The sequence below is a fragment of the Streptomyces halobius genome (assembly GCF_023277745.1).
Classification (GTDB): Bacteria; Actinomycetota; Actinomycetes; order Streptomycetales; family Streptomycetaceae; genus Streptomyces; species Streptomyces halobius.
This window is the reverse complement of the sequence record NZ_CP086322.1, coordinates 3,268,681-3,291,428: the sequence shown is the minus strand read 5'-3', so window position 1 is coordinate 3,291,428 and position 22,748 is coordinate 3,268,681. Positions and strand designations below refer to the sequence as shown.

The window sequence follows — 22,748 nt, the reverse complement described above, 5'->3', positions numbered from 1 at the left end:
AGAACGTAGCCAGGAACGAGGAGAACCGCGCGGTGACCGGACAGAGCGCGACAGGCGCACACGACGACTCCGGGGTGGCGCCCGAGGACTGGTGGGTGTTCCGCGGCCCGTCGGAGCTGCCGCCCCCGCCGCCCTGGCGACGCTTTCCGGCCGGTCGCGGAAGCACGGATCCTGGAGACGCGGATCCCGGAAACGCCGGTGGGCCCTCGGGTGCCGTCCGTCCAGCGTCCGGACGGCCACTGGACGCCCCGTACCTCTTGGAACGCAACGAAATCTCCGTCGTCAATGCCGCGCTGCACCTGCACCGCCCGCTGCTGGTCACCGGCCGTCCCGGCGCGGGCAAGAGCTCGCTGGCCCGTGCTGTCGCGGAGGAGCTGGGGCTCGGCGACGTCCTGCGCTGGTCGGTGAACAGCCGCTCCACGCTCCAGGACGCCCTCTACCGCTACGACGCGGTGGGCCGCCTCCGGGAAACCTCGCTACGGCGTGAGCGCGAGGGGCGCAACGGCTCCGCGCGCCGCCCCAGGGCCCGGCGCGCCGCCGCGGCCAGTGACATCGGCCAGTACCTGCGCCTGGGGCCGCTGGGCAGCGCCCTGGCGGCGGACCGGCCCCGGGTGCTGCTCGTGGACGAGCTCGACAAGGCCGATATCGACCTTCCCAATGACCTCCTGGTCGTCCTGGAGGAAGGCGAGTTCGAGATTCCGGAGCTGGCCCGGCTGCCCGAACACCAGCAGGATGTGCAGGTCCTGCTGAGCGGCAGCCGTGAGCGGGTGACCGTCCACCGGGGCGTGGTCCGCTGTACGCACTTCCCGATCGTGATCATGACCAGCAACGGCGAACGGGACTTCCCGCCCGCGTTCATGCGCCGCTGCGTACGGCTGGACCTGCCCGAACCGACCGGCGACCGGCTGCGGAAGATCATCGAACACAATCTGGGGCACCAGGCGCTGGCGGCGGCCGAGGACCTCATCGAGATCTTCCACCAGCGTTCGAAGACCCAGACGCTGGCCACCGACCAGCTCCTGGCCGCGGTCCATCTGCGTCTCAGCGGCGCGGATCTGACCAAGGAGGAACTCCTCGCCGCCGTGCTGCACCGCCTCGACGATCCCATGGCGCCATGATCGAGCGACTGCGGCAGACCATGTCGGCCGCCGGCTACGACCTCGGGGCCACGGAGCTGCTCGATGTGCTGTGGCTGGCACGGGTGATGGAGGGGCGGGGGCGTGCGGAGGGTGAGCGCCCGGGGGATGAGCCTTCGGCGGCCGGAGCGGACGACGGGGGCGCAGGGGGCGCAGCGGGGGGTGGCGCTGCGCGGACGGATGACGCGGTGGGGACGGATGACGCCGGAGGGACGGAGGAGGCCGTAGGGGCGGAAGGGCCCGATGAGGCTGATGGGTCCGACAAGGCTGATGGTTGCGGCGGCACCAGCGCCGGCCTCGACCCCGCCGTCGAACTTGACCCCGACCTCGCCCCCGGCTCCGCCCCCCTGGGCTCGCCCCGCTGCGGTGTCAGTGCCGCCCGGTACTGTGCTGAGCAGGGGACTTCTGTTCCCCCCATGGGGGAAGCGGGCGCTGAAACGGTACGGCAGCCGCCCCGCCGCGCCCTCTACGCCATGGGCAGCCAGGGCGGTGGAGCGGGCGGCGTGTGTGCCCGGCCCGTGCGGGCGCCCGGCAGGCGTGCGCTGCCCGATGCCCAGCAGCTGGGCCGGGCGCTGCGTCCGCTGCGCCGGTCCCGGGACCATCCGCACCGCACCGTCACCGACATCGAGGCCACCGTCCGGCTGGCCGCCGAGACCGGTTTCCTGGACGTCGTCTCCCGCCCCGACGTGGAACGCCGCTGGTCGGCCCTGCTGCTGGTGGACAGTTCCCCGTCCATGCAGGTGTGGGGATCGCTTGCCGCCGAGCTGCGCCAACTGCTCGGCCGGAGCGCGGTCTTCCGCTCGGTCCAGGTCCGTACGATCGACCCGCGGGACCCCACCGGCCCGATGCGGCGCCGGCCGGCGGCGGGTGCGATGGTCACCTTCCTGCTCACCGACGGTACGAGCCCCGGCTGGCGCGATCCGCGGGCCGTAAGCGCCCTGTCCGAGTGGGGGCGCGGCGGCCCGATGGCCGTAGTGAACCCCCTGCCCCGACGGCTGTGGCGGGGTACCGCCCTGGACGCCCGGCCCCGGCTGCTCGCCGCGCCGGGTGCGTTCGATCCCGTCGGACGGCTCGTTGTCTGCGATGGGCTGAGCGGTGAGCCCGATCCGGAGGCGGCCGGTGCTCTCGCGTTGCCCGTCCTCCACCCGACCGCCTCCGCCGTCGGCCAGTGGGCCGGACTGCTCACCCGTCCCGGCGTTCCGCATCTCATCGAGACCGCGCTGCTGGACGGGGCTGCCCCGATGCGGCCGGCGCCCCAACCACACGGCACCGCTGAGGAGTTGGTGGCGCACTTCAGGGGCGCGTTCTCGCCCGAGGCGTACCGTCTCGCCGTCCGCCTCTCCGCGATCCGACCGCTGACCACGCCGCTGATGCAGCTGGTACGGGCGGCGACGATGCGCGACGCGGGTCCTACGAACGTCGCGGAGATCCTGCTCGGCGGGCTGCTGGAACGCGCCGACCAGGACGGGGACCGGGATCGGGAACAGGGTCGGGACCAGGATCAGGAGCAGGGCCGGGATCAGGAGCAGGGCCGGGACCAGCGCCGGGAATGGGCCGCCGCGCGGATGCTGGACCGCGCCCTGGGCATGCCGTCCGGTCATCTCGTCCAGCCCGTCTACGACTTCCGGCCCGGCGTGCGCGATCTGTTGTTCAGCGGACTCGGCGCGGAACAGGCGATGGAGGTGGTCGAGTCGGTCGGCCGATCCCTCGAACCGTATATGGGGCGGCTGCCGGACTTCCCCGCCCTCATGGGGGACGCGACGGGGGAGCTGCGACTGCGTGATTCGGCCCGTGCGTTCGCGGTGCTCGCGAGTCCGGTGCTGGAGCGGATGGGCGGGACGGCACCGGAGTTCGCGCCGGAGCCTGCGTCCGGGGCCGTGCCTGCCTCCGGTCCCGCTTCCGCCTCCGCGTCTGCGCCTGCGTCCCTTCCTGCGTCTCCATCCGCGCCTGAGCCGAACACCGCAGCGAAGCCTCCGTCCGCGTCACCGCAGTCGCCGGAGTCATCGCAGTCATCGCAGTCGCCGAAGCCACGGGAGGCATCGGAGTCACCGCGATCACCGCAGCCACCGCGCTTCACGGTGCTCGGACCCGTACGGGCCTGGCATGGCGAAACCCCCGTCACGTTCGGCTCCCTGCGGCAGCGCGCGCTGCTCGTCGCGCTGCTGATCCGCCGGGGGCGGCCCGCCACCGCACGAGAGCTGATCGCCGACCTCTGGGGCGATGAGCCGCCGAAGTCCCCGCGCACGGCCCTGCACACGCGTACCGCCCGGCTGCGCAAGGTGCTCCGTGAGCACGCGGTGGCCGACCTGATCCGCGTGCGGGACGGCTATGCGCTCCGCGCCGCCGACGGGAGCCCTCCCGCCCTTGATCTCGCGGACGCCGAGCGGCTGATCGGGCGGGCGCGCGACGCCGGAGACCCGGACGCGGCCCGTCAACTGCGCGACAGGGCACTGGCGTTGTGGGACGGTGAACCGCTCGCCGACCTGCCGGGACCGTTCGCGGAGGCGCAGCGTGAGCGCCTGGAGCGCTGGCGGCGAGACCTCATGGACGGGGTGTACCGGCCCTTTGAGGCGTACCGGTTCTTTGAGCAGGAGGCCCGCGACGAGGGGAAGGCCGCCGTCCCGCCGACGGCGTCGACGGCCCTTCCCCCGGGCGCCGACCACTTCGTCGGACGGACCGAAGAGCTCGCCCAACTGGTCACGGAGCTGACGCGAGGCAACGACGATCGGCCGTCCTGCTGGGTCGTCCACGGACCGGCCGGCGTCGGCAAGACGGCTCTCGCCATACAGGTGGCCCATGAGGTGGCGGCACATTTCCCGGACGGGCAGCTGTTCATGGATCTGCGGGGCAGTGGGGGTGGTGCGGACAAGGGCCCGCGGGAGGCGGCCGATGTCCTCTGGGTGCTGCTGAGAAAGCTCGGGGTGCCCGCCGACCGCGTGCCCGGGGATTTCATCGCCCGCGTCGAGCAGTACCGCGAACTGCTGGCCGAGCGCCGGGCGCTCATCGTGCTGGACGACGTCCCCGGCACGCCTCAGATGCTGCGCGCGCTCCTCCCCGGTGCACCGGGAAGCGCCGTCCTGATCACCAAGCGCCGCCCCCCCTCACCTCAGCCGGTCATCCGCACCGTGCCGCTGACCGCCCTGCGCCCGGACGAGGCGCGGGAGCTCCTCGCCCACTTGGTGGGCGAGGACCGAGTGGCGGCGGAGCCCGAGGCGGCGAACGATCTGGTGGCCACCGGGGCAGGGCTGCCGATGGCGATCCGCGCCCTGGCGGCGCAAGTCGCCGCGTCGGGGCGCCCGATGGCCGAGTGGCGCTCCGACAAGGAGTTGGCCGAGTGGCGCACCGACGCTGAACCGCCCGGCGCGCAGCGCGACGAGGCGCTGCCCCGCCTGCTGAGCCGCTACCTGGCCATGGGCCGCCAGGTGCACGTCACCCGCTACCCGGCCGACCGGATGGTGAACGATCTCACCCGTGCTTCCGGGGACGGGCTTTCGGCCGCCAAGGACAGTACGCAGGCGCTGGCCGACTGGTCCGACGAGACACCTCACCTCCTCGCGCTCGTGCGCCAGGCCATGGTCGGGGCACCGGGGACCGTGCGGCTCGCGGCGGACCTCCTGCTGCTCGTCCAGGTGACGGCGGAATCCGGGGCGCAGGCCGCCGCGTTCGAGCCGGCCGCGCGTGTCGTGGCGGTGCGCGCGTCGATGGAGGGCGATGCCCGTGCGGAGGGCCGGGCCCGGGTCGCGCTCGCCGACGCGTACATCGCGATGGGAAGGCTCGACCGGGCCGAGCCCGAGGTCCGGGAGGCGAACCGCCTCGCCCGCGCCGCCGACGATGCCCTGACGAGCTTCCGCGCCCCGTACGCGTCCGGCATCATCGCCCTCCACCAGCACCGGCACGACCAGGCGGAGCGTCATCTGACAGCGGCCTGGGAGCACTGCCGGGCCCGCAACGACGAACTGGGCCAGGCGGCCGCGCTCGCCGCGCTCGCCCGCGTCTGGGCGGCGAACGGCATCGGCAGCGAAGCCGTCATCTTCGCCGAGCGGAGCGTCCGCATCTACCGGCGTTCCGGGCCCGACCCGCGCCTCGCGCACGGCCTGTACGCCCTGGCCGAGGCACTGTCGGCGGCGGGCCGTCATGCGGATGCGCTGCGCGAGCTCGGACAGGCGCTGCCGCTCTTCGAGGAGGACCGGCAACGGCTCTGGGCGGGCCGGACCCGTTGCCGGATGGCCGAGGCGATGGTGGCGCTGATCCGGCCCATCGAAGCGGCGGCCGCCGCTCAGGACGCGGCGACGCGGCTGCTGGTGCCGGGCGGTGAGCGGTGGCGTGCCGACGCGCTGCTGGCGTTGGGGCACGCCGAGACCGCACAGGGGCGGAAGCGGAGCGCCCAGCGGCATTGGCGTGAGGCGCTTGCCGTGTACGAGGAATTCGGCGCCCCGGAGGCACGCAGTACGCGTGCCCTGTTGCGCGAGAAGTCCGGGCAGTCGTCGTCGGCGGCCGCGCGTACGGCGTCCCGCACCGCCGGCACCGCCAGCGCCGGAACCGCCCTCCGCGACCTGACGGCGGCCGTCCGCACCCTCCGCGACCAGCTCCGCCTCCAGGCGGCTGCCGAGGTGGCCACACCCCAGGGAGCGGCCACACCCCAGGGGACCGTCAACCGGGCCACCCAGGGGTCCGTCTCCCTCGACCTCGACGGCCACCTCAGCATCCTCGAAGCCTTCGAGAACGAACTCGACGTCCGGGTGAGCGACTTCGAGCGCACGGGCCGGCTGACAGAGCCGGCCCGAGCCGGTCTGGACCGGCTGCGGGAGGTGGTGGACACGGTCACCGCGTCCGACGCGATGCCGCCCGCCACGACCGACGCGGCCCGGGAGGTGCGCCGACGCCTGGGCCGGTAGGTGTGGTCACCCGGGCACGCACCCCGCGGGCCCGGTACCCTCACGCGTCACCCGACGCCCGTGGCCTGTCGTACCTCACCCGTCACCCCTCACGCGTCACCCGCCACCTGGCCCGTCGCCTGTCCCCCCGTGGCCCGTCGCACGTCACCCGTCATGGCCGGGTCTGCGCGGAGGCGGGCGACTTCCGCCGCCGAGTTCGCCGTCCCCGTCGAACGTATGCACCCCCGCGCCGGGCGTGCGCCCCGGCGGCGACTCGTAGAATCACCCCACCATGGTTTACCTCGACCACGCCGCCACCACTCCGATGCTCCCGGAGGCGGTGCAGGCGATGAACGCCCAGCTGACCGTCACCGGCAACGCGTCCTCCCTGCACGCCGCCGGCCGGCGCGCCCGGCGTGCCGTTGAAGAGGCGCGGGAAGCGCTCGCCGTCTCGCTGGGCGCGCGCCCGAGCGAAGTCGTCTTCACCTCAGGCGGCACCGAGGCGGACAATCTCGCGGTCAAGGGCCTGTACTGGGCCCGCAGGGACGCCGACCCGGCGCGCACCCGTGTACTCGCCAGCCCGGTCGAGCACCATGCCGTCCTGGACGCCGTGGAATGGCTCGCCGAGCACGAAGGCGCGAACGTCGAATGGCTGCCGGTCGACGGTTACGGCCGGGTGCACCCCGACGCGCTGCGCGCGGCCCTCGCCCGTAACCCCGCCGATGTCGCGTTCGCCACCGTCATTTGGGCCAACAACGAGATCGGCACGATCCAGCCGGTCCACGAACTCTCCCAGGTGGCCGCGGAGTTCGACGTCCCGCTGCACTCCGACGCGGTGCAGGCGGTCGGCCAGCTGGAGGTCGACTTCGCCGCCTCCGGGCTGGCCGCGATGACGGTTTCCGGCCACAAGATCGGCGGCCCGTACGGCATCGGCGCGCTGCTGCTGGGCCGCGAGTACGCCCCCGTGCCGGTGCTGCACGGCGGAGGCCAGGAGCGGCAGGTGCGCTCCGGCACTCTCGACACCCCCGCCATCGCCGCCTTCGCCGCCGCCGGGCGGTATGCGGTCGCGCACCGTGAGGAGTTCGCCCGCCACATCGGCGCCCTGCGCGACGACCTGATCAAGGCCGTACGCGCCGCGGCCCCCGACGCCGTCCTCGGCGGCGATCCGGATCCCGCGGGCCGGCTGCCGGCCAACGCGCACTTCTCGTTCCCCGGCTGCGAGGGCGACTCCCTGCTCCTGCTGCTGGACGCCCAGGGGATCGAATGCTCCACGGGTTCCGCCTGCACGGCCGGCGTCGCCCAGCCCAGCCACGTCCTGCTGGCCACCGGCATGGAGCCGGATCTGGCGCGCGGCACGCTGCGGTTCTCGCTCGGTCACACCTCCACCGCGGCGGACGTGGCGGCGGTCGCGCAGGCCATCGGCCCGGTGGTGGAACGGGCCCGGAGCGCGGGCCTCAGCTAGGGGTGTCCGGTGGGGCATGGCCGGGCGGGACGGCGGAGCGCGGCTGGTCCGCTGCCTCCGGTGACGGGAGCCGCCGCAGTTCCGCCCGTACGAGCTTGAGATACCGGCCCCAGTCCCAGTGCGGCCCGGGGTCGGTGTGATCCGTGCCCGGCACCTCCACATGCCCGATGACGTGCTCCCGGTCCGCGGGAAAGCCGTAGCGTCGGCAGATCGCCGCCGTCAGCCGCGCCGACGACGCGTACATGGCGTCCGTGAACGACTCCGGCCGGTCCACGAACCCCTCGTGCTCGATCCCCACACTGCGCTCGTTGTAGCCGCGATCACCCGTGTGGAAGGCCACGTCCAGCTCTCGGATCAGCTGCGCGACATGCCCGTCCTTACGGATGACGTAGTGGGCGCCGGCCTCGTGTTCCGGATCCCGGAAGACCTTCAGCGCGGTCGCGTAGCTGCCCTGGACGACATGGATGACCACCCGGTCGATCTCGTAGTCCGCCGGCCTGTCGGCGCGCCGCCAGTTCTCCGGGGCCGCCGCCACCCACTGCGCGCCCCGGTAGTCGACCGCGCCCGCCTTGCGCGGCTTCTCGTTGCCGGGCAGCCGCCACCACCAGCGCGCGAGCTCCTCCCGCGCGCCCAGCGCCACGGCCGTCCCGGCGACGACGACCACGCCGCCCCCGATCCACAGCGCACGCCGCCGCGTGACCCGCGCGCGGCCCGCCGCCCGCTGATCGTCCCCCTGACTGCTCTCCGGCTCTCCCTCCGGACCGCTCTCCCGACTCCTGGCCTGCCCGTTGTCCCGCCCGCTCTTCCCCATGCGCTGCATAACGCTTTCGGCGGTGTCGGTGGTTCCGTCTACTCTGGAGAAGTTATGACTGACGACGCTCCCCGCCGCCTCCGCGTACTCGCCGCCATGTCCGGCGGCGTCGACTCCGCCGTCGCCGCCGCCCGCGCCGCCGAGGCCGGCCACGACGTGACCGGCGTCCACCTCGCCCTGTCCGAGAACCCGAAATCGTTCCGTACGGGCGCCCGCGGCTGCTGCACGATCGAGGACTCCCACGACGCGCGCCGCGCCGCCGATGTCATCGGCATCCCCTTCTACGTCTGGGACCTGGCCGAACGCTTCCGTGAGGACGTCGTCGACGACTTCATCGCCGAGTACGAGGCCGGCCGCACCCCGAACCCCTGCCTGCGCTGCAACGAGAAGATCAAGTTCGCCGCGCTGCTGGACAAGGCCCTGGCCCTCGGCTTCGACGCCGTCTGCACCGGCCACTACGCGACGGTCGTCGTCCGCGAGGACGGCACCCGCGAGCTGCACCGCGCCTCCGACATGGCCAAGGACCAGTCCTACGTCCTCGGCGTCCTGGACGACCGCCAGCTGGCGCACGCCATGTTCCCGCTCGGCGACACCCGCACCACCAAGGCCGAGATCCGCGAAGAGGCCGCCCGCCGCGGCCTGTTCGTCGCCAAGAAGCCCGACAGCCACGACATCTGCTTCATCGCCGACGGCGACACCCAGGGCTTCCTCGCCAAGCGCCTGGGCACCGCCGAGGGCGACATCGTCGACGAGGCGGGCAACAGGCTCGGCAGCCATGACGGCGCCTACGGCTTCACGATCGGCCAGCGCAAGGGCCTCCGCATCGGCACCCCGGCCCCCGACGGCAAGCCCCGCTACGTCCTGGACATCTCCCCGGTGAACAACACCGTCACGGTCGGCCCGGCCGCCTCCCTCGACGTCACGGCGCTGACCGCCATCAGGCCCCGCTGGTGCGGCCGCCCCCCGACCGCCGGCCCCGCCACCTACACCGCCCAGCTCCGCGCCCACGGCGGCGAGACGGAGGTGACGGCCGAGCTGGTCGACGGCACCGAGCTGCGGGTCTCCTTCACGGAGCCGGTCCGGGGCGTCGCCCCCGGCCAGGCGATCGTCCTCTACGACGGAAGCCGGGTCGTCGGCTCGGCGACGATCGCCACTACGGGGCGACGGGTGCGGGCGGGGGCTTAGCGGGCCGCGTCGCGGCCCGGGGCCGGTGGGCTCAGGGGGAGTGCTCCCAGGGGGTGACGACGGCGGCTCCGGTGCGTGCGAAGTGCTTGGCGTTCCGGGGCGCCACGGTCCAGTCGTTCGCCAGGGCGGTCGCGGCGATCAGTGCGTCGGCCGGGTCGATGCTTGTCCCGGCTGCCTTCAGCCGCTGGTACACGGCGACGTACCGGCGGACGGTGGGGCGGAACCTGCTGCCGCCCCACCGGTCTCCGGTCCGACGGGACCTGCGCGTACACGCACGTCCAGGGATGGCTCGTCGCTGGTCCCGGGACGGCTGCCTGCACGTCAAAGACGGTCCGCCTAACTGCCGTCAAGACCCCGCAACTGCGCCCTGTTCGAGGCGGATGAGCGCTACGCAGCCGAATGTCTACCGGCTGGTTCTGCACCCCGACGCCAACCCCCCTGCGCCCAACGCCATGTTCCCAATCGTTACCTGGGACTAATGGGGCGAGGGACGCTCTATGTCGCATATATGTTTTGAAGCGCCTTGACGGCCTTTCTGAGGGCGCAGGAAGCTGAGCCGCCCCCCACGGCGACCCTTCTCTTTGACAGTTGGACTGCCCATGCGCCCGCTTGTTTCCGCAGGCACGCTCACGGCCGCCGTCACCGCGGCCCTGCTGCTCGCCCCCTCCGCTTACGCAACCGTCCCCGGCGACAACGGCACCGTGAAGATCCACGACGCCAAGACCGGCGCGGAGCTCCGTAAGAACGAGCCCCACGTGTGCACCTTCTATCTCGACGCCTTCGGGTTCGACGCCGGCCAGAAGATCGACTGGCGCATCGAGTCCTGGGCCCCGACCGCCGCCGTCAAGGGCACGACCGTGGCGTCCGGTTCGCTGAGCCTCGACGGTGCGGGGCACGGCCGTACGCAGGACCAGTCCCTGGCCGACGGTCACTACAAGCTGTTCTGGAACTTCGACGGTGAGCACGGCCGGGCCAAGCACAAGGTCTTCTGGACCGACTGCGAGGGCGACACCCAGCCGGACGGCGGCAAGCCGTCCACGTCCGCCGCTCCCTCGGCCACGTCCGCCGCTCCTTCGGCGTCCTCCGCCCCCGCGGGCTCCGTCCCGACGTCCCCGGCTTCCTCCCCGTCGTCGGCACCGTCCGCGCAGGGCGGCGGCGATCTAGCCGAGACCGGCAACGGCGCACCCGTCGGCCCGCTGTCCGCCGGGGCCGCCGCGCTCCTCGCGGCCGGCGGCTATCTGCTGTTCCGCCGTCGCAAGGCGCAGCAGCACTGATGTGGTGGCAGCCCTGATGCCGTAGCAGTGCTGATACGTCGGTGCCCCGTGCTTGGTACGAGCGCGGGGCACCGGCGCTCTCGGAAGGGGGCCGTGCACTCTCCCGCCGCCCCATAAGGTGACCCGCATGAGAATTTGCGTCTTCTGTTCCGCCGCCGACCTGCACGACCGTTATGTCACCCCCGCCCGCCGGTTCGCCCAGCTGATCGGCAAGGGCGGCCACTCGCTGGTCTGGGGCGGCTCCGACACCGGGCTGATGAAGGTCATGGCGGACGGTGTGCAGGAGGCCGGCGGGAAGCTGATCGGCGTCTCCGTGGAGTTCCTGGCGCACAAAGCGCGCGCGGGCGTGGATGAGATGGTCGTCACCAAGGACCTCGCCGAGAGGAAGGCGCAGCTGCTGGCGCGCGCGGATGCCGTCGTCATCATGGTCGGCGGCACGGGCACCCTGGACGAGGCCACCGAGATCCTGGAACTGCGCAAGCACGGAATGCACACCAAGCCGGTGGTGCTCCTGAACACCGCTGGTTTCTATGACGGGTTGAAGGAACAGTTCCAGCGAATGGAAGCGGAGGACTTCCTGCCGCTGCCGCTCACGGACCTGGTCTTCTTCGCGGAGGACGGTGCCGGAGCGATCGCCCACCTGGAGGCGAAGGCGAGCGTGCGGGGCTGATTCCCGAAGCTCCCCAAGCCGCCCTGAGGCTCTCCGGGCCGCCGGAGAGTCCCGTCCGCCCGGTTCCGACCCGTCCCGCTCGTTAGGATCGGGACCATGGGTACGCACTTGATCACGGGCGCAGGGTCGGGCATCGGAGCGGCGGTCGCGCGGCGGCTGTCGGAGCGCGGAGAGGACCTCTGGCTGCTGGCGCGGGACGCGGTCCGGGCGAAGGAGCTGGCCGCGGAGTTCCCCGGCGCCCGCACGATCGTGGGGGATCTCGGCAACCCCGAGAAGCTCGCCCGGGCCTTCGGCCACCAGCCGCTGCCGGACCGTCTCGATTCGCTGCAGCACATCGCGGGCGTCGTGGAGCTGGGGGCGGTCGGCGATCTGCCGCCCAAGGCGTGGCAGCGACAGCTCGCCGTCAACCTCGTCGCGCCCGCCGAGATCACCCGGCTGATGCTGCCGATGGTGCGGATCGCCAAGGGGCATGTGGTCTTCGTCAACTCCGGGGCGGGGCTGAACGCACATGCCCAGTGGGGCGGGTACGCCGCGAGCAAGCACGGGCTGAAGGCGCTGGCCGACTCCCTGCGGGCGGAGGAGCACGGCAACGGCGTACGGGTGACCTCGGTCTACCCGGGCCGTACGGCCACGCCCATGCAGGGAACCGTGCACCAGCAGGAGGGCAAGGACTACGACCCGTCCCGTTGGATCGACCCGGAGTCGGTCGCCACGACCATCCTCGCCGCCATCGATCTGCCGCGGGACGCGGAGATCAACGATGTGACGGTGCGGCCGGGGCGCTGATGTGCCTGTCCCCGGGGGCTGGCGTGTCCGTCCCCGGGGCGACGAACTGCTTGTCCCCGAGCTGCTGGCCCGGTTGCCCCGGGACGCTGACCCGGTTGTCCACAACGCCGTTGTTGTCCACAGGCTCCATTGCTTTCCGGCGTGGCGACGTACGCTGCATACGTGACCACTGAAGTGAAGCCGACCGCGGCGGCCGGGTGCGGATTCCGGGAGATCCGGGGGCTCGTCACCGAACTGAGCCGTCGGCTGGACGCCCATCAGCGCGGCCGGATCGCCGAGCTCGATCTGACGCCGACGCAGGCGAAGGCGCTGGAGGAGCTCGGCGAGCCGAAGACGGCGCGGGAGCTGGCCGCGGTGCTGTGCTGCGAGCCGCCGAACGTCACTTATGTCGTGTCCAAGCTGGAGAAACAGGGCATGGTCGAACGCCGGCCGCATCCCCAGGATCGGCGGGCCAAGCAGCTCGTACTGACCGCGGCGGGGCGGGAGTTGCGGCTCGATCTGCTACGGCGGATGGGTACGGATTCGCCGCTGGATCATCTGTCGCACGAGGAGCGGGCGGCGCTGCGCGACGATCTGCTGAAGGCGCTGGGGCGGGGGGAATAGCCGTCGCCGACATGGCGGAACGGAGGCCCTGGGGCGCCCAGGGCCTCTTTCGTATGCGTTCAGTAAAGTTATAGCTGTAACTATTGCTCGCGTGGATAGATACAGCTTTAACTAAATCCATGATCACTGAGACGGCCGAGACCGTCGACCCCGAGATCGCCGCCCCTGAGACGGCCACCCCTGAGGCCGCCGACCCCCAGACGGCCGCGCCCAAGACCGCCACGCCCAAGGCAACCGCGCCGAGTGTCGCGCCCCGCTCCCGGCAACCCCGAAGCGGGTCCCAACTCCTCGTCCTGGCCCTCGGGTTCGTGATGGCGAGCCTGGATACCGGCATCATGAACGTGGCCTCGCACGACCTGCGTGCCCGGCTCGGCCTGACCATGTCCGGTCTGACCTGGGTCGTCGAAGGCTATGTCCTCGCCTTTGCCGCGCTTCTGCTGCTGGCCGGCTCGCTGGCCAAGCGGTTCGGCGCGCGCCGGATCTATCTCATCGGCCTCGCCGTCTTCACCGCCGCGTCCCTGCTGGGCGCCGTCGCACCCAACGGCTCCGTCCTGGTGGCGGCCCGCTTCGCCCAGGGCGTCGGCGCGGCGCTCTTCATGCCCAGTTCGCTGTCCCTGCTGATGAACGCCTTTCCCGAGCCGGGCCGCCGAGCGAAGGTCCTCGGCATCTGGTCGGCGATCGTCTCGACGTCCGTCGGGCTGGCGCCCACCATCGGCGGCCTCCTGGTCGGCACGCTCGGCTGGCGCAGCATCTTCCTGGTCAACCTCCCCCTCGGGATCGTGGGGCTGCTGCTCACCCGGCGGGTCGTCGCGGCGGTTCCGGCCCGTGGCACCACCCTGGGAGGCGCTGGTCACGGGCTGGGGATGCTGGCCCTCGGCTCGCTGAGCTACGCGCTCATCGAGGGGCCCGACGCGGGCTGGGCCTCGCCCTGGGTCCTGGGGGCGTTCGCGGTCATGGTGGCGGCCGCGGCCGGATTCGTGCGGCGCGAACGCGGCACCCGTACGCCGGTCCTGCCGGTCTCGCTCTTCTCGGACAGCCGCTTCTCCGCGGCCAACGTGGTCGGCTTCCTCTTCAACTTCGCCTTCTACGGGGCGCTGTTCGTCCTCGGGCTCTTCCTCCAGACCGCGCGCGGCGCGGACCCGGTGACCGCGGGGCTGCAGATGCTCCCCGCCGTCCTGGTCATCCCGTTCGGCAACGTGCTGTACGCCCGGATCGGGCCGCGCATCGGCAACCGGACGGCCCTCACCGCCTCCTTGGCGCTGTCCGGCCTGGGCTATCTCGTCCTGTTCTTCCTTCTCTCCCCGGACCTGCCCTACGGGGTGCTCGCGGTGCTCCTCGCCGTCACCAACATCGGCAGCGGCGTCAGCTCCCCCGCGATGACCGGTGTCCTGATGGAGGCCGCGGGCCGGGAGCATGCCGACATCGGCAGTGCGACGCTGAACGCCAACCGCCAGATCGGCTCGCTGGTCGGGATCGCCGGGATGGGCGCGGTACTGACCGGCGCGGGCGGCGGCCACCAGGGCACGGCGTACGCCTTCGCGCTGACGGCGGCCGCGCTGGCCGTGGCGGCGGCCGTCGGGTGGCGGGGCGTACGGGGGCGGGCGTGACGGGCGTACCGCCTCGGGCTACGGGGCGTACCGCCTCGGGCTACGGGGCGTACCGCCTCGGGCGTGGCAGGGCGTGCGGGCTGGGGGTGACGGGCGCATCGGGCTCGGGCCCGGGGATGTGTGCGGGGCAGGGCGTGCGCATGTACAGGGCCGGAGCGAGGGCGTACAGGCTCGGGCGTAACGGGACACCCCCTCGCCCATTACGCCCCCTCCCGCCCCGCCGCATACCCTGCCTGGGTGAGCGAGAACAGTACGCAGAAATGGCCCGCGGGCGCGGCGACCGGGATCGGGTCGATGCCGGGCGGTGACGCGCGGGAGGCCGCCAGGACCGTCACCGGGTCGTTGGAGTCCTTCCCGTATCTGCCGGAACTGCCGGCCCGGGGCCCCGGAGCCGACATGATCGGGCGCACCCTCGGGATGCTCGTCGAGGTCTACGCCCATGTGGAGCCCAGCGGCTGGCGGGTCGGCGACCGGCCGGGGCGCGACACCCGGCGCGCCCACGCCTGGCTCGGCGAAGACCTGGACGCACTGGAGGAGTTCACGCAGGGGTACGAGGGGCCGCTGAAGGTCTCGGCGGTCGGGCCGTGGACGCTCGCCACCTCCCTGGAGCTGCGCAACGGCGAGGCCGCCCTCGGCGACCCCGGTGCCTGCCGGGATCTCACGGCGTCCCTGGCGGAGGGGCTGCGCGGCCATCTCGCGGACGTACAGCGGCGGGTGCCCGGCGCCCAGGTCGTGCTGCAGCTCGACGAGCCGTCCCTGACGGCGGTGCTCCAGGGCCGGGTCAGGACCGCGAGCGGCTACCGCACCCACCGGGCGGTGGACCGGGCCGTCGTCGAGGGCGCGCTGCGCGATCTGGTCGATGTCGCGGAGGGCGGGCCCGTCGTCGTCCACTCATGTGCCCCCGGAGTGCCGTTCGGGCTGCTGCGGCGGGTCGGCGTCACGGGCGTCTCGTTCGATTTCGGGCTGCTCACCGAGCGTGATGAGGAGGCGGTCGGGGAGGCCGTCGAGGGCGGTACGACGCTGTTCGCGGGCGTGGTGCCCGGCGTGGACGGCCGATTGTCAGACCCTGCCGGTAGCGTCATGGGTGTCAGGACGCTGTGGCGCAGGCTGGGGCTGTCACCGGGGATTCTCGTCGAGTCCGTGGTCGTCACTCCGTCGTGCGGGCTGGCGGGCGCTTCGCCCGTGTATGCCCGTTCGGTGCTCGCCCACTGCGTCCGGGCGGCGAGATCCCTCGCAGACAACCCTGAGTGACGTCACTCAAGGACCACGGGAGGACAAGACGGTGGCTGGCGAACAGCACGCAGCGGTATCCAAGGTGCCCGCAGCGGCGCGGGAGAAGCACGCGCAGCTCGCTGAGCAGATCGAGGAACATCGCTTCCGGTATTACGTGAAGGACGCCCCGATCGTCAGCGACGCGGAGTTCGACCGGTTGCTGCGCTCCCTGGAGGCGCTGGAGGCCGAGCACCCGGAGCTGCGCACCCCGGATTCACCGACCCAGAAGGTCGCCGGCGCGTACGCCACGGAGTTCACCGAGGTCGAGCACCGCGAGCGGATGCTCTCCCTCGACAACGCCTTCGTCGACGACGAGTTGACGGCCTGGGCCGAGCGGCTCGCGGGGGAGCTGGGCGGCGATCCGAAGAGCGCCGGCTACCACTTCCTGTGCGAGCTGAAGGTCGACGGCCTGGCCGTCAACCTCACCTATGAGCGGGGCCGGCTGACCCGCGCCGCCACCCGCGGCGACGGCCGCACCGGCGAGGACATCACCCCCAACATCCGCACCATCGCCGAGATTCCGCACCGCCTGAAGGGCGACCGGATCCCCGAGCTGGTCGAGGTCCGCGGCGAGGTCTACTTCCCGATGGAGAAGTTCCTGGAGCTCAACGAACGCCTGGTGGCCGACGGCAAACCGCCGTTCGCCAACCCGCGGAACGCCGCCGCCGGTTCGCTGCGCCAGAAGGACCCCAAGGTCACCGCGAGCCGCCCGCTGCACATGGTGGTGCACGGCACCGGCGCCCGCGAGGGCTTCGCCATCGACCGCCAGTCGCAGGCGTACGACATGCTGCGTGAATGGGGCCTGCCGACGGCCGCGCACGCCACCGTCGTCGACTCCCTCGCGGCGGTCCGCGAGTTCATCGCCCACTACGGCGACCCCGACACCCGCCGTACGGCCGTCGAGCACGAGATCGACGGCGTGGTCGTCAAGCTGGACGAGATCCCGCTCCAGGGCCGGCTGGGCTCGACCTCGCGCGCTCCCCGGTGGGCGATCGCCTGGAAGTATCCGCCGGAGGAGGTCAACAGCAAGCTGGTGGACATCCGCGTCGGCGTCGGCCGTACGGGACGGGTCACGCCGTATGCCGTGGTCGAGCCGGTGACGGTCGCCGGGTCCGAGGTGGAGTTCGCCACCCTGCACAACCAGGACGTGGTCAAGGCCAAGGGCGTGCTCATCGGCGACACCGTCGTGCTGCGCAAGGCGGGCGATGTCATCCCGGAGATCCTGGGCCCGGTCGTCGACCTGCGGGACGGCGGTGAGCGGGAGTTCGTGATGCCGGCCGAGTGCCCCGAGTGCGGTACGGCACTGCAGCCCGCCAAGGAAGGCGATGTCGACCTGCGCTGCCCCAACGCCCGCGGCTGCCCCGCCCAGATCCGTGAGCGGCTGTTCTATCTGGCCGGCCGCAAATGCCTGGACATCGAGAACTTCGGCTATGTCGCGGCGACGGCGCTCAGCCAGCCGCTGGAGCCCGAGGAGCCCCCGGTGAAGGACGAGGGCGACCTTTTCGGCCTTTCCGTAGAGCAGCTGCTGCCCATCAAGTCGTATGTCCTCGACCCCGATACCGGGCTGCCCAAGCGTGACCCGAAGACCGGCGAGGAGAAGGTCGTCACCTTCTTCGCCAACCAGAAGGGCGAGCCGAAGAAGAACACCCTCGCCATGCTGGAGAACATCCAGGCCGCCAAGGAGCGCCCGCTGGCCCGGATCATCACCGGGCTGTCGATCCGCCATGTGGGCCCGGTGGCCGCCGAGGCGCTGGCCCGGGAGTTCCGCTCGCTGGACCGTATCCGGGACGCGAGCGAGGAGGAGCTGGCCGCCGTCGACGGCGTCGGCGGGACCATCGCCGCGTCCCTGAAGCAGTGGTTCGCCGAGGAGTGGCACCAGCAAATCATCGAGCGGTGGCGGGCGGCCGGTGTCCGGATGGAAGAGGAACAAACGGGCGAAGAGGGACCACGTCCCCTGGAAGGCGTCACCGTTGTGGTGACGGGCACACTTCAGTCACACACCAGAGATGGCGCGAAAGAGGCCCTCCAAGGACTCGGAGCGAAGGTGACCGGTTCCGTTTCGAAGAAGACCGGTTTCGTAGTGGTGGGTGACAACCCTGGTTCGAAGTACGACAAGGCCATGCAACTGAAGGTCCCTGTGCTGGACGATGAGGGCTTCGCGGTGCTGCTGGAACAGGGTCCGGACGCGGCCCGAGCGGTGGCGGTCACTCCGCCTGAGGAGGAGTGAGATGACACCCCGACGGCGCATACCAGATTGATCGGGGGGGCCGGGTCGCATTCGGGCAACCGTTGCCGATCGCTGCCCGTGGCGGCCTTCCGCGGCCTACTGTTGAGGGGTGCGCCTGCCGTGGCGCGGGCACAGCCGGCTGTGAGAGGGATCGGAATGAAACCGACCGACAGTGCCGCTCCGGCGTCGCGGCTCCGGCAGCTCGTCGTGCCCGCGGCGCCCGCGATCATCGTCACCGTGGCGGGCCTCGCGCTCGCCACGGGTGTGATCCGGACCATCGGCCAACGGGAGGCACTGTTCCCCGGCGGGTCCGTCGGCTGGGCACTGGCGATCCTCACCGGCATCATCGTCGGCCATCTCGTCGCCCTCGGCCGGGACCGCTGGTGGGGCGGCACCGGCTCCGGCGCCGCCCTCGCCCTCGCCGTCCTGCTCCTCTACGGCTGGATGGCGGCCGTCCTGGTCAGCCTCGCCGTCGTGCTGCTCGTCGGCGCCGCCCGCCGGCACCGCTGGCGGCAGGCCGTGGTGCACGGCGCCGTGGACATCCTCGGCATCGGCGCCGCGGCCCTCGGCCTCGCCGTGTTCGGCGTCGTCCCCAGCGTCCGCCACCCCTGGACACCCGACGCCTGGGACCTCACCGTCCTCTCCGAGGTCGGCACCGCGACCGGCGGCTACCTCCTCGTCAGCCGCGCCCTGCTGTGGTTCAGCCTGGCCCCCCGGACCGGCGGACTGCCCACCATCGCCCGAACCGCCCTGGTACGGCAGGTTCTCGTCGGAATCGCCCTGCTCGGCATCTCCCCGCTGATCGCCGTCTGCGCCGTCCACGCCCCCCTGCTGCTGCCGCTGTTCGCGGTTCCGCTCATCGCGCTGGACTCCACCCTCTGGATAGCCCGTGCCCGCGCCGAGGAGCAGCTGCGCGACCCGCTCACCGGCCTCCCCAACCGCCAGTGGCTGCTGGAGCGCACCTGGAGCGCGCTGGACGAGGCCGAGCGCGTCGGCGCCCGCTCCGCACTCGTCCTCATCGACCTGGACCGCTTCCGCTCGGTCAACGACACCCTCGGCCACCTCGCCGGCGACCGCCTGCTCCTGCAGATCGCCGACCGCCTGCGGCACGCCCTCCCGCGCGGCGCCGAGGCCGCCCGGCTCGGCGGTGACGAGTTCGCCGTCCTCCTGCCGGCCACCGACTCCCTCACCAGTTCCCAGCGGGTCGCCCGCAACCTCGTCGCCGCCCTCGGCTCCCCGCTGGACCTCGACGGCCTGACCCTCGTCCTCGAAGCCAGCGCCGGCGTCGCCGTCTTCCCCGATCACGCGATGGACGCCGAAGGGCTCCTGCGCCGCGCCGATGTGGCGATGTACCAGGCCAAGCGGGACCGCAGCGGCGTCGAGCTCTACGAGGCCAAGCGGGACGGCAACACCCCCGACCGGCTCGGCCTGTTGGGCGATCTGCGCCGCGCCCTGGACGCCGGTGACGTCGAGCTGCACTACCAGCCCAAGGTCGGCTTCGACGGACATGTGGCCGGACTGGAGGCGCTGGTCCGCTGGGTCCATCCGGACCGCGGCAGAGTGCCACCGGACGAATTCATCGCCATCGCCGAGTCGTCCGGCCTGATGCCGCGGCTGACCGAGTACGTCCTGGAGACCGCCCTCGCCCAGGTGGCGCGCTGGCGCGGGATGGGCCTCGAAGTGCCGGTCGCGGTCAATGTCTCCCCGCGCGATGTGCACTCCCCGGGCTTCGCCGGCGCGGTCGCCGCCCGGCTCGCCCGGCATCGGGTGCCACCCGGAGCCCTCCAGCTGGAGATAACCGAACACGTCCTCCTGGAGGACCCGCAGCGCGCCGCCGACACCCTCGCCGGACTCACCGCGCACGGCGTGAAGATGTCCCTCGACGACTTCGGCACCGGCTACTCCTCCCTCGTCCATCTGCGCCGCCTCCCGGTCAGCGAGCTGAAGATCGACCGGTCGTTCGTGGCGCGGCTCGCCGTCGACACCGAGGACGCCGAGATCGTCCGCTGCACCCTCGATCTCGCCCACTCCCTCGGTCTGCTGGTGGTGGCCGAGGGCGTCGAGGACGACGAGACGTGGGAGCGGCTGCGCGATCTGGGCTGTGATGCCGTCCAGGGCTGGCTGGTGGCGGCCGCGATGCCACCGGAGGAAACCACGGCGTGGCTACGCGCCCGCGGTGAGCACGGCTGGCACCGCGAATCGGAGACGGCCGCCCTGGCGGCGGAGAAGGCTGCCGACAGCCCTTCGGGACAGGTCCTGAACTGACCCGGCCACCGGCCGTCCCGTGTCCCCGCTCCGAACACCCCTCGCAGAGTCCGGCCCAGCTGCCGCCCGGTGAGTCCGGCGCGTCCGGTGAGTCCGGTGAGACGGACACCTCCGGCGAGGCCGAGGCCCCAGGTGAGACCAGTGCACCGGGCGAGCCCGGCACGTTCAGTGAGCCCGGTACCTCAGGTGAGCCCGGTACCTCAGGTGAGACCGCTGCGCCCGGCGAGCCCCGAGACGACGGTGAACCCGTCGCCCCGGGTGAACCGGCTGTCCTGGGTGAACCCGTCGCCCCCGGTGCACCCGACGCACCCGCCGCGCCCGATGCGTCCGACGCACCCGCCGCACCCACCGATCACCGCGCCCCCGACCGACCCGCCGATCCCGGTGCCGCCGGGCCCCCGGCCGCCGACGGATAAGGGTTTCGCGGTAGCTCTCCCGTACGCCATAGGATTGGGCCGAAAAAGTTCACAGGATCATTCGCCTAGAACAGTCCGCCAGAACACTCCGCCCAGAACACCAGAGGATCGCTGCATGCCTGGCATCACGCGCGAGGAGGTCGCCCACCTCGCCCGGCTGGCACGTCTGGAGCTGAAGGACGAAGAGCTCGACCACTTCGCCGGACAGCTCGACGACATCATCGGCGCGGTCGCCCGCGTCTCCGAGGTCGCCGACCAAGACGTACCGCCGACCTCCCACCCGCTGCCCCTGACCAATGTCATGCGCCCGGACGAGGTCCGTCCGTCGCTGACCCCCGAGCAGGCGCTCTCCGGCGCCCCGGCCCAGGAGCAGCAGCGTTTCAAGGTGCCGCAGATCCTGGGGGAGGAGTGACCGGCATGACCGACCTGATCAGGCTCACCGCCGCCGAGACCGCGGCGAAGATCGCCGCCGGCGAGGTCACCGCCGTCGAGGTGACCGAGGCCCACCTGGCCCGTATCGAGGCCATCGACGAGAAGGTGCACGCCTTCCTGCACATCGACCGGGAGGGCGCGCTCGCCCAGGCCCGCGCGGTGGACGAGAAGCGCGAGCGCGGCGAGAAGCTCGGCCCGCTGGCCGGTGTCCCGCTCGCGCTGAAGGACATCTTCACCACGGAGGGGATCCCCACCACCGTCGGCTCGAAGATCCTCGAAGGCTGGATCCCGCCGTACGACGCGACGCTGACGAAGAAGCTCAAGGAAGCCGACGTCGTCATCCTCGGCAAGACCAACATGGACGAGTTCGCCATGGGGTCCTCCACCGAGAACAGCGCCTACGGGCCGACCGGCAACCCCTGGGACCTGACCAAGATCCCCGGCGGATCGGGCGGCGGGTCGAGCGCCGCCCTGGCCTCCTTCCAGGCCCCGCTGGCCGTCGGCACGGACACCGGCGGTTCCATCCGCCAGCCCGCCTCCGTCACCGGCACCGTCGGCGTCAAGCCCACCTACGGCGGTGTCTCCCGCTACGGCATGGTCGCCTTCTCGTCCTCCCTCGACCAGGGCGGGCCCTGTGCCCGCACGGTCCTGGACGCCGCGCTGCTCCACGAGGCCATCGCGGGCCACGACCCGCTGGACTCCACCTCCATCGACGCGCCCGTTCCGCCGGTCGTCGAGGCGGCCCGCAACGGCAGCGTCGCGGGCACGCGCGTCGGCGTCGTCAAGCAGTTCCGAGGCGAGGGTTACCAGGAGGGCGTGCTCCAGCGCTTCGACGAATCGGTCGCGCTGATGAAGGAGCTGGGCGCCGAGATCGTCGAACTGGACTGCCCGTCCTTCGACCTGGCACTGGCCGCGTACTACCTGATCGCGCCGTCCGAGTGCTCGTCCAACCTGGCCCGCTTCGACGGTCTGCGCTACGGCCTGCGCAGCGGCGACGACGGAGCGCGCTCCGCCGAGGACGTCACCTCCCTCACCCGCGAGGCCGGCTTCGGCCCCGAGGTCAAGCGCCGCATCATGCTCGGTACGTACGCGCTCAGCTCCGGCTACTACGACGCGTACTACGGCTCCGCCCAGAAGGTGCGGACGCTGATCACCCGCGACTTCGAGCGGGCCTTCGAGCAGGTCGACGTCATCGTCTCGCCGACCACGCCCACCACCGCCTTCCCGATCGGCGAGCGCGTCGACGACCCGATGGCGATGTACCTCGCCGATGTCTGCACACTCCCCGTGAACCTGGCGGGCAACGCCGCCATGTCGCTGCCCTGCGGCCTGGCTCCCGAGGACGGACTGCCGGTCGGTCTGCAGATCGTCGCCCCCGCCATGAAGGACGACCGGCTCTACAAGGTCGGTGCCGCGGTCGAGGCCGCGTTCACCGAGCGCTGGGGCCACCCGCTGCTTGAGGAGGCACCGTCGCTGTGAGCACTCTGAAGAAGGCCAAGAACTTCAAGAAGTCCAAGCCCGGCCTGTACCTGTCCATCGGCGGCTCCGTCTTCGGCGCCATCAGTGCCGTCAAGCAGATCAAGGAGGCCCGCGCCGAGCAGGACAAGCTGCAGCTCGTCGACGCACTGGTCTCCGCCGCTGCCGTCGTCACGTCCGTCGCCCTGCTCGTACGCGAGATCAAGCGGCTCGGCGGCGACGACGTCCTCGCGGACTGAGAGGTTGTTTTTC

The 22,748-nt window shown here is 72.1% G+C and carries 17 protein-coding genes; 15 read left to right on the top strand and 2 right to left on the bottom strand.

The window, feature by feature from the left end; all coding sequences use genetic code 11:
* Positions 1-32 precede the first annotated feature (32 nt).
* From K9S39_RS14965 to K9S39_RS14955, 3 genes are all read left to right on the top strand, one after another.
* Positions 33-1,118, top strand: coding sequence for an AAA family ATPase (locus tag K9S39_RS14965; RefSeq protein WP_248868764.1), 1,086 nt, complete (start codon positions 33-35; stop codon positions 1,116-1,118).
* A complete protein-coding gene (locus tag K9S39_RS14960) occupies positions 1,115-6,031 on the top strand; it encodes an SAV_2336 N-terminal domain-related protein (RefSeq protein WP_248863832.1) in 4,917 nt (1,638 codons plus the stop codon). The genes K9S39_RS14965 and K9S39_RS14960 overlap by 4 nt, the downstream gene beginning before the upstream one ends.
* Positions 6,032-6,302: 271 nt before the next feature.
* On the top strand, positions 6,303-7,472 hold the full coding sequence (locus tag K9S39_RS14955; protein WP_248863831.1) for a cysteine desulfurase family protein: 1,170 nt from the start codon (positions 6,303-6,305) through the stop codon (positions 7,470-7,472).
* Here the strand turns inward: K9S39_RS14955 and K9S39_RS14950 are convergent.
* Positions 7,465-8,283: an N-acetylmuramoyl-L-alanine amidase gene (locus K9S39_RS14950; RefSeq protein ID WP_319949558.1), complete on the bottom strand. Its 819-nt coding sequence runs from the start codon at positions 8,281-8,283 to the stop codon at positions 7,465-7,467. The genes K9S39_RS14955 and K9S39_RS14950 overlap by 8 nt on opposite strands.
* A 54-nt stretch (positions 8,284-8,337) precedes the next feature.
* Between K9S39_RS14950 and mnmA the strand changes: the two genes are divergently transcribed.
* Positions 8,338-9,468 carry a tRNA 2-thiouridine(34) synthase MnmA gene (gene mnmA / locus K9S39_RS14945; RefSeq protein ID WP_248863830.1) on the top strand — a complete coding sequence of 377 codons (1,131 nt, stop codon included), beginning with the start codon at positions 8,338-8,340 and terminating at the stop codon, positions 9,466-9,468.
* A 31-nt stretch (positions 9,469-9,499) separates the two neighbouring features.
* Here the strand turns inward: mnmA and K9S39_RS14940 are convergent, their stop codons facing one another.
* Complete coding sequence (locus K9S39_RS14940) at positions 9,500-9,661, bottom strand: PIN domain-containing protein (RefSeq protein ID WP_248863829.1); 162 nt, start codon at positions 9,659-9,661, stop codon at positions 9,500-9,502.
* 406 nt (positions 9,662-10,067) lie between these two features.
* Between K9S39_RS14940 and K9S39_RS14935 the strand changes: the two genes are divergently transcribed.
* From K9S39_RS14935 to K9S39_RS14885, 11 genes are all read left to right on the top strand, one after another.
* Positions 10,068-10,742, top strand: coding sequence for an LPXTG cell wall anchor domain-containing protein (locus K9S39_RS14935; RefSeq protein WP_248863828.1), 675 nt, complete (start codon positions 10,068-10,070; stop codon positions 10,740-10,742).
* A 127-nt stretch (positions 10,743-10,869) separates the two neighbouring features.
* A complete protein-coding gene (locus K9S39_RS14930) occupies positions 10,870-11,412 on the top strand; it encodes an LOG family protein (protein ID WP_248863827.1) in 543 nt (180 codons plus the stop codon).
* A gap of 96 nt (positions 11,413-11,508) precedes the next feature.
* The gene (locus K9S39_RS14925) at positions 11,509-12,198 is read left to right on the top strand and encodes an SDR family oxidoreductase (RefSeq protein ID WP_248863826.1); all 690 of its coding nucleotides are present in this window, start codon (positions 11,509-11,511) and stop codon (positions 12,196-12,198) included.
* 174 nt (positions 12,199-12,372) lie between these two features.
* Entirely contained in the window at positions 12,373-12,801 is a 429-nt protein-coding gene (locus K9S39_RS14920) for a MarR family winged helix-turn-helix transcriptional regulator (protein WP_248868761.1), read from the top strand.
* Positions 12,802-12,920: 119 nt separating this feature from the next.
* The gene (locus tag K9S39_RS14915; RefSeq protein ID WP_248863825.1) at positions 12,921-14,408 is read left to right on the top strand and encodes an MFS transporter; all 1,488 of its coding nucleotides are present in this window, start codon (positions 12,921-12,923) and stop codon (positions 14,406-14,408) included.
* A 294-nt stretch (positions 14,409-14,702) separates the two neighbouring features.
* Positions 14,703-15,659, top strand: a complete 957-nt coding sequence (locus tag K9S39_RS14910; RefSeq protein ID WP_406708135.1) for a methionine synthase — start codon at positions 14,703-14,705, stop codon at positions 15,657-15,659.
* Between the two features lie 31 nt (positions 15,660-15,690).
* Positions 15,691-17,907: an NAD-dependent DNA ligase LigA gene (gene ligA / locus K9S39_RS14905; protein ID WP_248863823.1), complete on the top strand. Its 2,217-nt coding sequence runs from the start codon at positions 15,691-15,693 to the stop codon at positions 17,905-17,907.
* Positions 17,908-18,063: 156 nt separating this feature from the next.
* Positions 18,064-20,172 (top strand): putative bifunctional diguanylate cyclase/phosphodiesterase, encoded by a 2,109-nt coding sequence (locus K9S39_RS14900; protein ID WP_248863822.1) that lies wholly within the window; start codon positions 18,064-18,066, stop codon positions 20,170-20,172.
* A 531-nt stretch (positions 20,173-20,703) separates the two neighbouring features.
* The gene (gene gatC, locus K9S39_RS14895) at positions 20,704-21,000 is read left to right on the top strand and encodes an Asp-tRNA(Asn)/Glu-tRNA(Gln) amidotransferase subunit GatC (protein ID WP_043266233.1); all 297 of its coding nucleotides are present in this window, start codon (positions 20,704-20,706) and stop codon (positions 20,998-21,000) included.
* 5 nt (positions 21,001-21,005) lie between these two features.
* On the top strand, positions 21,006-22,499 hold the full coding sequence (gene gatA / locus K9S39_RS14890; RefSeq protein WP_248863821.1) for an Asp-tRNA(Asn)/Glu-tRNA(Gln) amidotransferase subunit GatA: 1,494 nt from the start codon (positions 21,006-21,008) through the stop codon (positions 22,497-22,499).
* The gene (locus K9S39_RS14885; protein ID WP_248863820.1) at positions 22,496-22,735 is read left to right on the top strand and encodes a hypothetical protein; all 240 of its coding nucleotides are present in this window, start codon (positions 22,496-22,498) and stop codon (positions 22,733-22,735) included. The genes gatA and K9S39_RS14885 overlap by 4 nt, the downstream gene beginning before the upstream one ends.
* Positions 22,736-22,748: the final 13 nt, after the last annotated feature.

Excerpts from the sequence above, each read along its gene's own strand:
- K9S39_RS14960 (WP_248863832.1), top strand. The coding sequence starts at position 1,115 with ATGATCGAGCGACTGCGGCAGACCATGTCGGCCGCCGGCTACGACCTC.
- K9S39_RS14955 (WP_248863831.1), top strand. The coding sequence starts at position 6,303 with ATGGTTTACCTCGACCACGCCGCCACCACTCCGATGCTCCCGGAGGCG.
- K9S39_RS14950 (WP_319949558.1), bottom strand. The coding sequence starts at position 8,283 with ATGGGGAAGAGCGGGCGGGACAACGGGCAGGCCAGGAGTCGGGAGAGC.
- mnmA (WP_248863830.1), top strand. The coding sequence starts at position 8,338 with ATGACTGACGACGCTCCCCGCCGCCTCCGCGTACTCGCCGCCATGTCC.
- K9S39_RS14935 (WP_248863828.1), top strand. The coding sequence starts at position 10,068 with ATGCGCCCGCTTGTTTCCGCAGGCACGCTCACGGCCGCCGTCACCGCG.
- K9S39_RS14930 (WP_248863827.1), top strand. The coding sequence starts at position 10,870 with ATGAGAATTTGCGTCTTCTGTTCCGCCGCCGACCTGCACGACCGTTAT.
- K9S39_RS14925 (WP_248863826.1), top strand. The coding sequence starts at position 11,509 with ATGGGTACGCACTTGATCACGGGCGCAGGGTCGGGCATCGGAGCGGCG.
- K9S39_RS14915 (WP_248863825.1), top strand. The coding sequence starts at position 12,921 with ATGATCACTGAGACGGCCGAGACCGTCGACCCCGAGATCGCCGCCCCT.
- K9S39_RS14910 (WP_406708135.1), top strand. The coding sequence starts at position 14,703 with ATGCCGGGCGGTGACGCGCGGGAGGCCGCCAGGACCGTCACCGGGTCG.
- K9S39_RS14900 (WP_248863822.1), top strand. The coding sequence starts at position 18,064 with ATGAAACCGACCGACAGTGCCGCTCCGGCGTCGCGGCTCCGGCAGCTC.
- gatC (WP_043266233.1), top strand. The coding sequence starts at position 20,704 with ATGCCTGGCATCACGCGCGAGGAGGTCGCCCACCTCGCCCGGCTGGCA.
- gatA (WP_248863821.1), top strand. The coding sequence starts at position 21,006 with ATGACCGACCTGATCAGGCTCACCGCCGCCGAGACCGCGGCGAAGATC.